Genomic DNA, 16,105 nt, shown 5'->3' with positions numbered 1-16,105 from the left:
GGAAGCGTTTGCTTACATTTGAAAATAGTTTATTGTGCTTTTCATAGTTTCGATGTAATAATTAGTGACATTCACAGGTGCAACAAAACGGGAGTGAACGTCGAAGCTGGCATGCTAATCCTGTGAATCTAATCAGAGTGTGTGCGAAAGGGGAAAGGTCAGATGAAGTTATTTCAAAAACGTTGGGGTAGAAAATCAAGTTCGGTTCTTGCAGTAGTCACAGCATTCTCTCTATTATTATCCGCGTGTTCGTCAGGCAGTGAATCTGCATCATCAACAGGTGGAACAGGCACGGGGGATAAATCAACGTTAAAAGTAGAAATATTTGACCGGGGTAACACACCTGCGGGTTACACAATCTCAGATAGTTATCTAACCCGTTTCATTCAAGAGAAGTTTGGCGATCCGAACAATATTGATGTTCAATTCGTTCCGGTTCCTCGCTCTGAAGAAGTACAGAAGCTTAATGTTCTCATGGCGAGTGGTTCAGAAGTTCCTGATATTGTATTCACGTACGATTCCGGGACATTTAATCGCTACGCTCAACAAGGTGGATTAACCGAGCTTACTGATCTAATTGACAAGAATGGCACGAATCTGAAAAAGCTTCTCGGGGATGAAACGCTGGCTTATGGTCAATACGATGGTCAGCAGTTCGCCGTTCCAGGCAAACGTCTAGTATTAGGTAAATATGCTTCATATGTCCGTCAGGACTGGTTAGACAAATTGGGTTTGCCTGCTCCACAAACGGCAGAAGAATTGCATACAACGTTGAAGGCATTTAAAGAAAAAGACCCAGGCAATATGGGATCAAGTCTGATTCCATTCGGGATGTCGATTGCCTCTGCGCAATATGAGCCGTTACTCTGGTCTTTCATTGAACCATTGTCCGAAGAGCAGAAGTATACGTTAACGCAACAACTTGGTTCTAATGATTATCCAACCTTGTTACCGGGTTTCAAAGAAGGTCTGCAATATATGAATACACTTTATAACGAAGGATTAATGAGTAAAGACTTCGGACTCGACAAAGACAAGAAGAAACTGTGGGAAGATGTATCGAACGGGAAAGTTGGTTTTTACTCTGAAGATGCAGGGGAAATTTATATCTCTGGTACTTACAAGAACCTGCAAACCAATCAGTCCGATGCTGTAATGACCCCAATCGATGCATTCCAAAACTCAGAAGGTAAATTTGCTAAACCGGCATATGCGCCCAATGCAATGTATGTCATGATTCCAAAATCAAGCCAAAATGCAGAAAATGCGATGAAGTATCTGGATTGGATGGCTTCAGGCAACAATCTGTTTGATCTGCAATTTGGTGTTGAAAATGAAAACTATGAACTCGTAGACGGTGTACCATTGATCAAAGACGACGCTTCACCAGAAATCTCCGGTCGTATCTACAATTCAGGTGATATTGCCATTATCGTTAACGGAAAGTATGTCGGAGATGACAAGAAAAATGAAGAAGCTTACGTTGTTCAGGTGGAATCGAAGTATCGTGATGATATGCGTAAGTCAGTGGCGATCTCGAACACAGATACGATTCAGCCTGTGCGTTTCCCTAAACCTATTGAAGCCGAAGCAAAGTATGGTAATGGACTAAGAGATAAGTTCCAAGAGTTTATTGTAAAAACAACCATTGCTAAGCCGGCCGATTTTGAAGCGACGTATGACAATATGATGAAGGATTATATGGCAAGTGGTGGTCAGGCTATTCTGGATGAGCGTACAGCAGCCTACAACGAGATGAAATAATTCGAGCAGATTACTGCTCCATCTAGATGAAGAATGACAGAGACAGGATCCGGAGAGCAGTAATCCCACAAGATGCTGACTTTCCGGAACATGTCTGACATGGGGGGAAGAGTTGATGAAGAACGGTACGTATCTCCGTAGAAACTGGCAATTGTATGCTTTGCTCCTGTTGCCCATGATTTACTTTATTGTTTTTAAATACGGGCCTATGTACGGAGTGCAGATCGCTTTTAAAGATTTTAACTTCTTTCAAGGTATTGCTGGCAGTGAGTGGATTGGTTTAGATGCATTTCGAGAAGTGTTCCAGAACCAGGATTTCTACGATGCTCTCCGTAATACCATCATGCTGAACTTTCTAGATCTCATTGTGTCTTTCCCGGCACCATTAATATTGGCGATTCTGCTCTTCGAATTAAAGAAGGCTTGGTTCAAAAAGATGGCTCAAACGTTGCTGTACATTCCGCACTTTATCTCCTGGGTTATTATTGGGGGGATCGTACTTCAAGTATTCGGTACACAGTCAGGGTTCATTAACAACGTGTTAATGAGCTTTGGACTGGATCCGCTACCGTTCTTGAGTGACAAAAACTACTGGCTCATCACGTACCTGGCGGTTGGGGTGTGGCAGAGTGCAGGCTGGGGAACCATTCTGTATTTAGCGTCCTTAACGGGAATTAATCGGGAACTGTTTGAAGCAGCGGAAGTGGACGGTGCGAGTCGTATACGCCGAATCTGGCATATCTCACTCCCTGGTATCAAAACAACCATTGTGACCCTGCTCATTATCAATGTTGGTAACATGATCTCTATCGGTTTTGATCGTCCATTCATTATTGGTAATGTAGCTGTACGGGAATATTCGGATGTACTCAGTACATTTGTATATCGTATTGGACTTCAGTCCGGTCAAGTGACTCTAGCGACTGCAGTAGGTTTGTTCCAAGCGATTGTCGGACTTGTCTTCATTCTGGGAGCTAACTATGCATCGAAGAAACTGACGGATGAGAGCATTATGTAACGAATGAGCAATTCAATTTATTGAATTGAGTGTGAAATTTCATTTTCTTATAGCTGAAGAGTAAGGGGTGGCAGGCATGTCTGAGAACACAGCCAATCGGATTTTTAACACGGTGAACGTTATTCTTATTATCATTGCGATGGTACTGTGTCTTGCGCCATTCATTCACATTATTGCCATCTCACTTAGTTCGAACCGGGCGATCGGTTCGGGGGAGGTTTCATTTTTCCCAAAAGAGTTATCCTTTGAGGCTTACACGAAAGTGTTTGCCGATACGTCGATGATTCGTTCTCTCCTATACACGATATGGTTAACGGTATTGACCACGGTGCTCAGTATGATTATGACGATTGCAGCGGCATACCCGCTTGCTAAGAGCAGTCTAAAAGGACGTAAGTGGTTCATGCTAGTCATCGTCGTTACTATGTTTTTCAGTGGCGGAATTATTCCAGAGTACATTCTGATTAAAAACCTTCACTTGCTGGATAGCACATGGGGACTGGTTCTACCGGGTCTGATTAGTCCATTTTATATGATTATCTTGATTACGTTCTTCAAAGGCATCCCGGAAAGTCTGGAGGAGGCTGCCCAGATCGATGGAAGTACACATTTTGGCACGCTGTTACGCATCATTTTACCTCTGTCCTTGCCGGTGATGGCAACGCTAAGTCTGTTCTATGCCGTAGGACGCTGGAATGGATTCCAGGATGCGCTGATGTATATTACCAAACCTGACCTGTTTCCACTGCAATTAAAAATGTATCAGATGATTCAGCAAAACCAAATTACTGAATTGATGCAGAACGAAGGCATAGGTTCCGTTAAAGTGCTTCCAGAAAGTCTGAAAGCAGCCAGCGTTATCTTCTCCACATTACCGATTTTGCTCGTCTACCCTTGGCTGCAACGGTACTTTATTAGTGGAGTTATGGTAGGGGCTGTAAAAGGCTAAATTCTTGAGGGGGATGCGCATTGAAGATGACAGAGCAAGTGTTAGAGCATATGACCAAAGCGCAGCAACATCTTGTGAATCAATCGATGAGTTACATGGATGGTCTATATATTGATGATGCCAAACTCATTCAAAGTTACGAGAACGCTGGAGAGCTCGACTCACGGGGAAGTGCCCATTACGCCTTGGGGCTCCTTCTTCGGAACCACGATGGGGATGTGCATCGTGCAGAGCATGTGATTCGAAGTGTGCTTGCTCTGCAATATGATGCTCCAGATGAAATATATCATGGGACATTTCGAACTCGCCCAGATGTGACAGATCCACCGAGGGGTAACTACAACTGGAAAGAGTTTGCGCCAGGGACTGCCTATTTTTTGGAGCGTACTTTTGAAAAAGTGTCAGCTGAGTTTATGGATGAACTGTGGAGCGATGAATCCATACTGAACAAATCCGCAGAGCGAAAACATGTGAAGAGATTGTTCCAATCCGCGATTGATCAGGTTTTGCCTCCTGTATGGAAAAGTTATGATCCCAATTGGCGTGAATTTATTGCCTGTGCTTTTGCTGTCATTCTTTCTGAATTCTCTCACAGGTTACCCCAGCAGCTAATAGAGCAAATGGAGTATGCAATGAAACTGGCTGTTGCCGCTTCAATGGATCGCCGTGAATCGGATGTCATTCCGATGAATACGAATATTGAACTGATGCATATCTTTATCACGCATTTCTACGGACATCGATTCAATGATGCAGATTGGATTGCCCATTCGGATCAGCAGGCTGAACGTATGTTGAATGAATTCATGGTCTATGAGAGCTTCGCTGAGTTCAATTCCACCACCTATTATGGCGTCGATCTCACAGTACTTCGGATGTGGAGAAGGTATGGAAGTGCTGCACGGTTTGTTGAAATTGGTCGTATTGTCGAAGCTGGGCTATGGAATAATATCGCTCTGTTCTACAACGCTAATTTGGAAAATCTGTCCGGTCCGTTCGCCCGGGCTTATGATATGGAGATGACAGCACACAGCTCGGTGGGCATGTTCATATATCTCCTATTAGGAGAAGAGTATATGCACTTGGCTGATGTTAACTGTGAAGTGGAGCATGGACCTTTAATTGCATTAGTAGGAGTAGATGCACCGATAGAGGTGATTCCTTTTTTGAAGGAACATCAAGGAAACCGACTTGTGCAGAAGCAATTTATTGAATTATGTGAACGCAATGAACCTGCATCGAATCGTAATCTGTGCACTGCAAAAGCGTGGATTGGTGAGAAGCGAATGATTGGTGCGATGTCGGGTAGTCGCAACACCAATGGACAGATGTTTCCTGCTACGATCCATTGGCAATCGGATCAGGGTCATCGATATGATCTACGATTAACGCGCCGTGAGGTCGGGGAGAGCTGGAATACACATCTCCGGGGAATCACATTTGAAGCTGATCTGACGGAAGATTCCTTAATGATTGAGGTTAGTTTAGAGACAGCGGATGAGATTGATATTTATTTTGAGATCAGAGGTTCATTCATAGGAAAAGACAACATTCAAGATCACCAATGGAGCTTGCCAGGTTTATTGTGTGCAGTGACGGCTGAAGCGCCTGCTCCATCGGTACTTATCTATCCAGATTATGCCGAAATCATCTATCGTTATGTACCAGGAGTTACTTCCAATAAAATGAAATTTGATTTGAAGTTGCAATAGCTAACTATTGCAACGGTGATCACTGTTCAGCTGAACGTTATGTAGTTGAATATGTACGAATGGTTAAATCACATCGATTGGAGGGCAACACATGTATACTGACAAACGGGAATACTCCTTCTCGACGTGCTGGAATATTAAGCGTCATGAGACAGGCTCAAGCATGATTGAGGAGATCAAGTCGATAGGCTTCAGACAAGTCGAGTTAAACTATAATGTTACGAATGATATGCTGCGGACGATTGAACCTATGATTGAGCGGGGAGAGATTGGTATCTCCAGTGTACACAATACGTTTCCTCATGTGGCTGATCCCGATTATGGCACGGATTCTGTACTCCTCGGCTTCGATGATGAACCTCGCCGGAAGCGAGCCATTGAATTATTGCTCCGTTCAGCTGAGTATGCACACCGTTATGGCGCACAGGCTGTCGTGGTTCATCCAGGGGAAGTTCCTTTTGCATATAACGTGGATGAAGAGCTCAAAAAAATCTATCATGAACAGGGGAAAGACTCTCCGGCGTACCAAGCTTTATGGCGAGACATGTTGGACAAGCGGGAAGCGGGTAGTGCTCATTATTTGAAACGAATACAAGAAAGTCTGGAAGAGGTATGTGAAATTTCTGAGCAACGTGGATATGGAGTGAATTTTGGAATTGAGACACGATCACGCTGTTATCAGATGCCGACTTTACAGGAAGCAGCTACCTTAATCAACAATATGAAGGGTGCACCGCTTGGACTCTGGTACGATATTGGTCATGGTATGATGATGGATCGTATGGGACTGTACGATAATGTGCGTGAAGCTAACGCATTGATCCATAACGTCGTTGGTGTGCATATCCATGAAACGGTTGGTTTGTCGGATCACTGGTGTCCATATGTACATAGTAACGATATGACATTCTTTGATTCATTTCTGGATATCATTGAACATTCACCGGTAAAAGTATATGAGCTCAAGTCCGCTTGCACACCGGAAGAGATTGACGCAAGTCATGAGTTAATTACGAATCGGATTGCACAGCGCCAAGCGGAGCGCAAGCTAGGGTAAGGCTTTTGGGTATATTATGCAAGCAGGCTATGGGTGAATTCGAGCTGGAATGCTCGAGAACCCATAGCCTTTTGTAATTCGTTGAAAATTGGAATAAACAATGAACTGAGATATTGTGTAGTTTATTTTGATATCAGGGCTTTACTCATATATCTGTTCTTCGAGTTTTGCAAAAGCAATCCCTGGGTCATCGGCCGAGTTATCAATGTACGTCACGGATTTAGCGGGAAGTGGCCATGCCACTTGTTTCCGCGCGAGGGAGGCTACAAAGGCATCCCAGTTGGCGAGTTTCCAATCATCTAACGGAGACTGCCTTGCGATAATTCGCTCGCGATATAATGCTTCATCCTTCAAATAAATATAAGCTACACGTACATCGGTATCCTGAAGAGAACGGCCGATCTTGGCAAGTTCCTGTTCGATCCAATCAGGTGTATCGGTTTCCTTCGTGAAGGGACCCACTACAACGCTGTCGATACCCAATTGCACATTATCCAGCACAGCATCCATCGTGATGCGGTACCCGAGATCCCGGCAGAGCCGCTTGTACTCAGGTGAGTCACGATCGGAAGGGTCGAGCCCTTGCAGTGTCATGATAGCTTCAGCGGCAGGACGAAGCAGAATATCCATATCGAAGAAAGCGGCTTTATATTTACGAGACAGCGTTTTGGCAAGTGTTGTCTTGCCACTCCCAGCTCCACCTAGGAAGAAAATGAGTTTGCTCACGGACGTTAGCCTCCTTGTAATCCATAACATATGTAATTAGTAGTTAGTAATTAGTAATTAGTTGTTAATGCCGTCTCTATGTTGCTGCTGATGCAGACTCGCCACCACAGACACATCAATTATTTTATCATAAAAGATGGGGTCAAAAGGATCCCCGGCATCTGAGATGAATCTGATCACATAATTATTGTAACCATTATCGTGATATTTTTGGAATACAGAGAAACTTGCTGAATCGCAAGGCTGAAACCAATTTACTATAGATGCTCTGTGTTCCGTCAAATAGAGTGGCTAAACCGTTAACGCCGTTATGACTTTACTGTGACATCGCCTAAACTTGTAGGAAACCAAATGTGACGGAGATCCACCCAGCCTTGGCTATTGAAGGATACACCGCGAACGGATGGTAGATAGGCTGTTTCTATCGGTTTTTCGGTTAAATGCATGAGGAGAGACTGCTCCTGTAAGAACTGTTCGATCTGATCTAAGCCTAACGTTCGATCTGATGGCTGTCTGGAAGAAATCACGTGGGACAGCATATTCCGCACCGTTTCCTTGCTTCGTTCATCCAGATGTTCGGATAAAGTGATGTAGAGGTCATATCTGCGCAACTCCACATCTCGATCCCGGATCAGAGAGAACAGAATGAGATCGGATTGGAGCCGCAAATCCCCCTTGAATTGTTCCATCGTTCCGGTGCGAATCGTACAGGTATATCCGTGACGCTCCAGAGCATTCGCTAAGCGAGCCGCATCTTCACGATACTGAGCAATGGTTGCGATCTGGAGCGTTTTTGGCTTGATAGGCTCAACTCTATCTTGTGAGTCATTAGCATGCTCTCGATTGGTTAATCCGTTCTTTAACTCATGCGAAGAGGTTGCGACAGTGCCTTCTTTGAAATATGAATTACTCTCGCTTGCAACACATGCTTGCACGTGAGCTCTTATCGTCGGATCGCTAAGCGGTCCGACTTTTTGCGTATTACAGGTAATTAATTTCCGCACCGTCACACCAGCGCTAATCTGGCTCCAGTCTGCTCCTGTAGAGGTTAGCGGGTTATGGACAAGATGGAAGAAGGGTGATTCCATTGCCGTATGTTCATTCCAATCCACAGGTGCACTCCACGGAATCTGCAAAATCTCAACCCGATCTAATTGAGCTCTGCCTTGAAAATAAGCCGGATGTGCGTCGAGTCTACACAAATGCTCATCCCACACACTAACTTTGAACGGGCCAGTTCCCACGGGCTTTAATGGCGGATAAGGCTCTTCTTTTACTACTGAATCGGATGAGTCAGACATGGGGTGTAGCCGTGGAGATACAATGGATGCCCGGCTAGTTGTGAGAAAATCGATAAACATCTCATGTGGTTTGGTAAGCCGGAAACATACTGTTAACGAGTCCCATGCCGCAATCGACAGGATGTGTTTGCTCACATCCTTGTATAAATTCCTCCGCTTCGTAGACTGTAATCTCTCGAATGTATAGACCACATCCTCAGCAGTGAGATATTGACCGTCATGGAAGCTCACGCCTTTACGCAAATAAAAAATCCAAGTCATACGATCCTCGCTTACATCCCAAGTGTGCGCTAAACAAGGTTGAATCTCTCCCGTTTCATTGCGTTGAACCAATCCATCAAATACATGGCTAGTAATGAAAGATTCAGCTAACAGATTAATATACATAGGGTCAAGAGCGTGGATTTGCTGTCTAATGGGCAGTCGCAAGGTGTCGATTCTTTCGTTATGGATTCCTTCTTCGGTATGATGTCCGGAATAACCTAGTAACCATTGATTTAGATGATGCTGCATTGTGACAGAGCTGGAGAATGCACCAATGTGCTCTGCCGCTTGCTGGAGTTCACGACGGTTCATCGCTTGCATCATGTATTCTGCCGCAATTTTCTCAGCCGGGACGAGCAAGGTTAGTGTGGATCTTCGCCCACGTCCACGCTGAGACATCCAATTAATCCAGTGGAGTCCAATCATTTTTTTGACAATTGTTAATGTGTTTCGGTGTGTGCAATCAAGCAATTCTCCGAGTTCTGCGAGGGTGACTTCATGTTCAGACAAGTGTCCCAATTGTTTATGTAAGAGCAGATATTGCTGATGTAACTTCAACGTAATTCATTCCCTCCTAAAAATAAGAACTTTTCCGATTCCATATTTCTATTTATCTTCTTATTTTATCATCTAGAATGAAATGTAGAAAGTTTAATGGAGGTTATTCCCATGATTAAGAAAATATTGGATTCACCCAATCGTGCGTTAATTACGCTATGTTCTGCGCTCTTGCTGGCTGTTGTGCATCAGTATCTATTCTTTGACAAAGGGGTAGGCGTATCCTATCCACTGTTCGTTGTGCTTTTCTATGGCTATATTTATGTATTTGCGAGGGATCGTGTAAGAGCATTTGGTTGGATAGATCTGTTCATCGCCAGTGTAGTGCTGCTGTTATCCCTGACATTTGCGTTATTCGATAACGAACTGTTTCATGCGCTCAATTTCCTGGCTGTGCCGGGATTAATCATCTTACATATGGCTTATCTGATTGGCCGGAAGCAGACAAAATGGTGGAAGATTAGTTTGATAGGCTTAGCTGTGGATCATCTGCTGCCTCAGTCTATACGACATTGGCCGACCATCGGAAGAACTCTGATGAAAAAAGGTGGACGCAAGCTGGCTAGCAAGCAGAAAGTTGTGGTTACCAAAGTATTCATTGGTCTAATCGTATCGCTGCCCATCCTGATCGTCGTAGTGGGGTTGCTAACCTCTGCCGATGGAATCTTTAATCAATACTTATCCGGAATTCCAACATGGCTGAATCAGTTAACGTTAGCACCTGGTCTACCGAGGATTATCTGGATCATTATTGCAAGTGTGTTCTTTTTCAGTTACGTATGGGGGTTTGTACAGCCGATGGTGTATGAGTCGGAGAGGCGGGAGAACGCTCATTGGAACAATCAGTCTGTAGCGCTTCCGCTCGCGCAGCGTGATGAAAAGGTTGGAGAGACTACAGATTCTGTGATAGTGAATACATCCAATGAAGAAACAACACCACATTCGAATCTTTCGAAACCTCATATCGTTGAACCGTTGCGACTAGATCCAATCATTATTGGAACCGTACTACTTGTCATTAACTGTGTGTATCTCTTATTTGTCTTTGTTCAATTCTCTTACCTCTTCGGAGCAGGTGTAGGTCATCTTCCTTCTGACTTATCTTATGCGGAGTATGCCAGAAGTGGATTTGTTGAGCTCGTTTTGGTGACAGGCATTAACTTCTTCATTCTCATTATTGCACTGCAATTTACACGTACAGGCGGCAAAATAAGCACGATCGTGCATCAGGTATTGCTCACATTGCTGATACTGTGTTCTGCTGTCATGCTATATTCGGCCTTCATGCGTCTTAGTCTCTATGAAGAGGCGTATGGGTATACGTATATCCGATTCCTTGTGCATGCGTTTATGATCTTCCTCGCACTACTGTTGTTGATCGCGGGCTTACGCATTCGGTACACAACCATCCCGTTAATCCGTTGTTATATCATACTGGGACTCACAGCGTACGTGATGATGAACTATGTCGGGATGGATAACCAGATTGCAGAACGTAACATCGAGCGTTATCACCAATCAGGTCAGATCGATGCAGATTATTTGGCTAATCTATCGGCAGATGCGGTGCCACAATTGAAGCAGTTTGCCGATGAGAGTTATCCGGAACTTCACGAGCTGCTGCTGTTGAACCAATCACAGTATTTATTAGAAGGGAACGACCGCTCGTGGTCTTCTTTTAACGTATCAAGAACCATCGCTTCACGTGAATTAGCAGAGCTTCGGAAGCAGTAAAATAAGGCAATAGTTATTTCCGATCCAGTACATGCAAATTCAATATGTAAGTGTTATAATATAAAAATAAACTTATAAAGGGGGTGAATCCCTTGTTTGAATTACATGAGTTTTTACCTTACATTTTCTCCATCGGGCTTATTTTCACAGTAAGTTATGCATATATTGCACATTTACACTGTGGCATGACCGAGTATTGGATCGAAGATCGAGCTGGTGGCGGACTAGATCCCATTCTTCCAGCACTTTCTCTGCATAGTCAATACAGAACAGAAGATCTAAGTCGCATGGTCAGACGAAGAGAAGCGCCAGATGAAGATGAACCAGATTGTATGTCCTCGTTGATTGAACGTCGTACAAATCAACGAGGAGGATATATATGGATCAACAATCAAACAAGGGATTCACTTTTACATCGGGCAAGGGACGGACGTATGGGCTGATTGCGATTTTGTTCGCAGTCATGTTATTGGCCGGATGTAGCAACAATGTATCGGAGATTAATTCATCGACACCGGGATTTTTTAATCACTATATCGTGTTCCCGCTGTCTTACCTGATTCAACACATCGCAACGGTCTTTAATGGGAGCTACGGAGTTGCCATTATCGCGATTACACTAATCATTCGATTAGCCTTATTGCCTCTGATGATGCGTCAAGCGAAGTCTCAACAAGGCACACGTGTTATCATGAACGCCATGAAGCCAGAGCTTGATGCGATTAAGAAGAAGTATGAGGGCAAGAATGATGCGGCGGATCGTCAGAAGTTATCTCAGGAGACGATGGAGTTATACAAGAAGCATAAGTTCAATCCACTGAATATTGGCTGTCTGCCACTTCTGATCCAGTTGCCGATTCTGTCAGGGATATACACGGCAATTCGGCTCACGCCGGAACTGTCGTCACATTCCTTCTTGTGGTTTAAGCTTGGTGCACCAGACTATGTACTTGCAGTTGTTGTGGCGGTCATTTATCTCATTCAAGCGAAGGTATCTCAAGCCAATATGGCACCTGAACAGCGTAAGCAGTTCGCTATTATGGGTTACCTCTCGCCGGTGATGATGGCGTTCTTCTCCTTATCAGCACCTGCTGCAATGCCGCTGTATTGGACGGTCGGTGGTTCGTTCTTGGTATTACAAACGTTATTGTTCCGCAAGCTGTATCCAGTTGAACATCCGCAGGAGGCACCCGTTGCTTCGGTGAAGAACGTTCATAACAAAAAGGGGAAAGCGACCAAAACCGTTAAACCCGCGAAACCAGCAAAATCATAAATGATGGGGCATGAAGCCCAATGCGTGACTAGAAAGAAGCCTATTCCAAGAGCGGAGTAGGCTTCTTCTTATTTTAATTTATTTGATCATCGCTCAGATGAAAACGGGAAACGAAAAACCAGATTAGCTCACGTCGTGAATAGACCCCTGTTTTCGCAAAGATAGATTTTAGATGATCCTGTACGGTATACGCCGAGATGACCATCGCTGCAGCAATTTCTTTGGAGGAATAACTGCGAAGAACATAGCCGAGCAGCTCTCGTTCGCGATGAGATAATCCGTGACTGTCCGCGAGTAGGGGGAGTAAATCCTGCGGCATCGCTTGTTCCAACCGAATAGCAATCTGTCCAGAGCCGTCTAGTGTGTGCATACGACTAGCATGGAGTACAAGATACCGACCATCCAACAGTTGGATACAGACCTTGGACTGCGAGGTGTAGACTGCACTAGGTTCAGAATTCGGATTGGGACTAGATTGACGAAGCAGTCGACTTAGTAAATGAGAACTGACAGCGCGGACTGGACGGGGGATCACATCATCCTCTAATTGCTCCAATACACGTAATTGTGTAAGCCAATGTTCGGCAGCATCATTAAGTGACAACAATTGAAATGCATCTGATACTACCATAATCCCCGGTTCTTGAGGGCTCCCGCTTAGGATCTCATCCATAAGGCTCTGCTGAGTCTTACGAAGCATTCGTGCAAGAGAGGCTGTCCATTCTTGCAAAAGTACTCGTTCTTCTTCCGTAAATGGAGCAGTTTCCGTCCTACGATATAAGGTTAGGTATCCCCAGCAAGCACCATCACAAATTAAAACAGCACGTAACTCATCACTGAATCCCGCCGGTTTCAGAATCGTTTCGTAGCGTGCGCTTCGTTCCGTTGTTTCATCTAAAGCAGCGCGAAGACTGGCAGTATGCTTACCTAAACGAATCATGTCCGCATATTTATGGAGGTCTTCCTCTGTATATTCATTCAAGAAAAGACGATCATGTATGGCCTCGATACCATCTTCCGTCACGGCACCTGTTGAGAGAAGGGTATAAGGATCAACCGTTGTGAAGCAGTATGCATCATAAGGGATCCGAGTTTTAATATGTTGGAGAGCAGCCTCGCGGTAAGTGCGAGAGGTCCAGGATTCTTTTTCAAGATAGGTGATGGATTGCTCTGCGCGTCCAGTATGTATGTTCATTCTTGTTGCTCCTTTCCCCTAAGAATCCCAATGTTCTGGGATAGGAGTGCGTGGATCACGCTTCTATAATAAAAGTATATCAGTTAACGCCATATTTAACACGGGAACGAAGACGACAGACTCACAATGTGATGAAGCGAACCTAAGGCTCCTCAGATGAGAGGCTACTTCAAAAGCATGCGTTTCTCCTAAACACGCATTGTCAGTAGGCTGTGGCGAATGCAGTGATGTTCTTCGTTTGTTAATTTATAAATTTACAACAAGGAGTGGAAGCACATATGAGAGAAAAAGATGATCCACAACGAATGAGCTGGGATACAGCGGACGAGAACCGTTACGAACAATCGATAGCGATGAAAATTCCAGGCTATGCACACATGCATGATCTAATGGAACGGTTACTTGCTTCATCGCTAATCAATCAACCAAACGCTAGATTGCTTGTTGTTGGGGCTGGCGGAGGGAAAGAGGTGACATTGCTTGGAAGTCGTCATGCTGAATGGTCTTTTACAGGTGTAGATCTATCAGAACCGATGCTTCAACTTGCTGCAAAGCGGGTCGCTGAATTGAATTTGGAAACTAGAGTAGAGCTTCGTATGACATCGGTTGAAGCGATGTCGGAAGAGGAGGTGTATGATGGCGCGACCTGTATGTTAATGCTTCATTTTGTTCAGGGCTTGGAAGCGAAAAAGCGGTTGCTGCATAGTCTTGCAGCTAAACTCAAGCCTGAATCACCACTCCTTATTGCTGCCGTTAATGCTGACCTGCATTCACCAGCCTATACAACGATAATGAAAGCTTGGCGAGAGCATATGCTTCACGTTGGAATAACAGTGGACGAGTGGGAGCGATTCGCTGATTCCTTGGGGCGAGAGTCTGATCCTATATCATCTGAGGTGATGGTTCAGTTGCTGAAGGAATGCGGGTTTGCCGATATTACACGCTATTTTGGGTCTTTCTGGGTGGAGGGTTATTATGCAAGAGGCATCTAAGGTTGAAACGGTTAAGGATCAAATCTGGGTAGTAGGTGGGTATGGACAGGTTGGTCAGATGATATGTATTCAGTTAGGGAAAACGTTTCCTGGAAAAGTGTGGGCTGTGGGTCCGAGGTTGAATCGTGCTGAGGAATTCAGCCAATCTACGAATGGAAGTGTGCTCCCGCTCCAGCTTGATGTAAGAAAGCATATTGATCCAGTGATGTTATCTACGGTTAAGCTTGTAGTGATGTGTGTGGATCAGATGGATACTCGTTTTGTCGAAGCGTGTGCTGAGGCCGGAACAGATTATATCGATATTACAGCGAAATACGATTTCTTGGCACAGGTGGAGCGATTACATGAACATATGCAAACTACACAAGCGACGGCGATGTTAAGTGTTGGGTTATCTCCAGGAGTGACCAACCTACTCGTTCGTGAAGCTGTAGATGGTATGGATGAGACGGAGGAAGTCGATATTACGGTGATGTTAGGCCTTGGAGAAAAACATGGAAAAGCCGCGGTGGAGTGGACGGTAGATCAGATGAATACAACATATCAGGTTACCCAGAAGGGAAAGTATGCGGAGGTAGCCAGCTTTGATGATGGCAGATGGATTGATTTTGGAGAGCAACTTGGACGCAGAAAAGCGTATCGATTCAACTTCTCCGATCAGCATGTCGTAGCACGTACATTACAGATTCCAACGGTTTCTACCCGGCTGTGTCTGGACTCTCGTTGGATTACAAGAGCGATGTCGGTTGCGAAGCGTGTAGGGATATTTCGCTTGTTACGTATTTCATGGATTCGTAATGCTACGGTTAAGGCATTTGGTCTGATTCCAGGCGGTGAAGAGATGTATGCTGTTAAGGTAGACGCAAAAGGATGGAAGAAAGGAAAACCTATTGTAATCGAGCAGTTTATTGTTGGACAGCGCGAAGCGGATGTGACGGCAGCGGTTGCAGCAGCTACGGCGGAAAAGATGTATCGAGAAGAGCTTCCAAGCGGCGTCTTTCATATTGAGCAGTCGTTCTCTATTCATGATATCCAGCGAGTACTTCATACCCCCCTCCAGATTACAACGAAGATTAATTAAGCATAGAGGCTGATTTTGCTCAACCCCTTCGACTTCTGTTATCATAACTTCATGATGATGCGAGGACGGAGGGAGATCATGAGCACGATTGCTGTATTGCCTTATTACAAAATACAGAGAGAATTGACGGGTCTCGCACAGGAAATCGTATCCAGTGACCGTTCGATGATCCTATACGCGGACAAGATTGTAACTCAGTATCGAGAGTTTAGAATAACAGAAGTGTTCGACATGTCCTTTCGCAGAATGGGGAATGAGGGTGGTTTCTTTTATCTGCATACAAGCACCGGGGTTTATCCATATATGGTCAAAATTGATCCCAAGCCCTTCATTCAGAAATTTCGGACAATGACTTCTCAGCGATTAACATAAGCAAGTGTCTATCGACATACTTTCACAGAAGACAGTTTCACATAAGACAGCAAAGCGAGGACTCGTCTATGGCTTCTCGTACTCCATTTCACGCTTGACCTTCACGTTA

At 44.5% G+C, this 16,105-nt stretch carries 14 protein-coding genes; 11 read left to right on the top strand and 3 right to left on the bottom strand.

Annotated elements, in window-relative coordinates; all coding sequences use genetic code 11:
• Positions 1–162 precede the first annotated feature (162 nt).
• The 5 genes from M3636_RS09940 to M3636_RS09920 all read left to right on the top strand — a co-directional run bounded on the left by M3636_RS09940 (position 163) and on the right by M3636_RS09920 (position 6,500).
• A complete protein-coding gene (locus M3636_RS09940) occupies positions 163–1,764 on the top strand; it encodes an extracellular solute-binding protein (RefSeq protein WP_251382324.1) in 1,602 nt (533 codons plus the stop codon).
• A 115-nt stretch (positions 1,765–1,879) separates the two neighbouring features.
• Positions 1,880–2,782, top strand: coding sequence for an ABC transporter permease (locus M3636_RS09935; protein WP_145409480.1), 903 nt, complete (start codon positions 1,880–1,882; stop codon positions 2,780–2,782).
• A 76-nt stretch (positions 2,783–2,858) separates the two neighbouring features.
• Positions 2,859–3,731: a carbohydrate ABC transporter permease gene (locus M3636_RS09930; RefSeq protein WP_251382322.1), complete on the top strand. Its 873-nt coding sequence runs from the start codon at positions 2,859–2,861 to the stop codon at positions 3,729–3,731.
• Positions 3,732–3,757: 26 nt separating this feature from the next.
• Positions 3,758–5,443 (top strand): hypothetical protein, encoded by a 1,686-nt coding sequence (locus tag M3636_RS09925; RefSeq protein WP_251382517.1) that lies wholly within the window; start codon positions 3,758–3,760, stop codon positions 5,441–5,443.
• Between the two features lie 91 nt (positions 5,444–5,534).
• Positions 5,535–6,500, top strand: a complete 966-nt coding sequence (locus M3636_RS09920) for a sugar phosphate isomerase/epimerase family protein (protein ID WP_251382321.1) — start codon at positions 5,535–5,537, stop codon at positions 6,498–6,500.
• Positions 6,501–6,641: 141 nt separating this feature from the next.
• Here the strand turns inward: M3636_RS09920 and M3636_RS09915 are convergent, their stop codons facing one another.
• Together M3636_RS09915 and M3636_RS09910 are read right to left on the bottom strand one after the other, a co-directional pair.
• On the bottom strand, positions 6,642–7,226 hold the full coding sequence (locus M3636_RS09915) for a P-loop nucleotide/nucleoside kinase family protein (protein WP_128102461.1): 585 nt from the start codon (positions 7,224–7,226) through the stop codon (positions 6,642–6,644).
• A 308-nt stretch (positions 7,227–7,534) separates the two neighbouring features.
• A complete protein-coding gene (locus M3636_RS09910) occupies positions 7,535–9,349 on the bottom strand; it encodes an ABC transporter substrate-binding protein (protein ID WP_251382320.1) in 1,815 nt (604 codons plus the stop codon).
• A 111-nt stretch (positions 9,350–9,460) separates the two neighbouring features.
• Between M3636_RS09910 and M3636_RS09905 the strand changes: the two genes are divergently transcribed.
• The 3 genes from M3636_RS09905 to yidC all read left to right on the top strand — a co-directional run bounded on the left by M3636_RS09905 (position 9,461) and on the right by yidC (position 12,356).
• The gene (locus M3636_RS09905; RefSeq protein WP_251382319.1) at positions 9,461–11,083 is read left to right on the top strand and encodes a DUF4153 domain-containing protein; all 1,623 of its coding nucleotides are present in this window, start codon (positions 9,461–9,463) and stop codon (positions 11,081–11,083) included.
• A gap of 92 nt (positions 11,084–11,175) precedes the next feature.
• Positions 11,176–11,526 carry a hypothetical protein gene (locus tag M3636_RS09900; protein ID WP_128102458.1) on the top strand — a complete coding sequence of 117 codons (351 nt, stop codon included), beginning with the start codon at positions 11,176–11,178 and terminating at the stop codon, positions 11,524–11,526.
• Complete coding sequence (gene yidC / locus M3636_RS09895) at positions 11,463–12,356, top strand: membrane protein insertase YidC (RefSeq protein ID WP_128102457.1); 894 nt, start codon at positions 11,463–11,465, stop codon at positions 12,354–12,356. Before M3636_RS09900 ends, yidC begins: the two co-directional genes overlap by 64 nt.
• Positions 12,357–12,429: 73 nt before the next feature.
• Here the strand turns inward: yidC and M3636_RS09890 are convergent, their stop codons facing one another.
• Positions 12,430–13,551, bottom strand: coding sequence for a helix-turn-helix transcriptional regulator (locus tag M3636_RS09890; protein ID WP_128102456.1), 1,122 nt, complete (start codon positions 13,549–13,551; stop codon positions 12,430–12,432).
• A gap of 278 nt (positions 13,552–13,829) precedes the next feature.
• Here M3636_RS09890 and M3636_RS09885 point away from each other — a divergent pair, with 278 nt between their 5' ends.
• The 3 genes from M3636_RS09885 (at position 13,830) to M3636_RS09875 (ending at position 15,996) form a co-directional block, all read left to right on the top strand.
• A complete protein-coding gene (locus tag M3636_RS09885; RefSeq protein ID WP_128102455.1) occupies positions 13,830–14,543 on the top strand; it encodes a class I SAM-dependent methyltransferase in 714 nt (237 codons plus the stop codon).
• Complete coding sequence (locus M3636_RS09880; RefSeq protein ID WP_251382318.1) at positions 14,527–15,624, top strand: saccharopine dehydrogenase family protein; 1,098 nt, start codon at positions 14,527–14,529, stop codon at positions 15,622–15,624. The genes M3636_RS09885 and M3636_RS09880 overlap by 17 nt, the downstream gene beginning before the upstream one ends.
• 78 nt (positions 15,625–15,702) lie before the next feature.
• The gene (locus M3636_RS09875; RefSeq protein WP_128102453.1) at positions 15,703–15,996 is read left to right on the top strand and encodes a hypothetical protein; all 294 of its coding nucleotides are present in this window, start codon (positions 15,703–15,705) and stop codon (positions 15,994–15,996) included.
• Positions 15,997–16,105: the final 109 nt, after the last annotated feature.

This window comes from Paenibacillus sp. MER 99-2 (assembly GCF_023714095.1).
GTDB lineage: Bacteria > Bacillota > Bacilli > Paenibacillales > Paenibacillaceae > Paenibacillus.
Note: the sequence above shows the minus strand (reverse complement) of the source record. Positions and strands in the feature narration are given on the sequence as shown.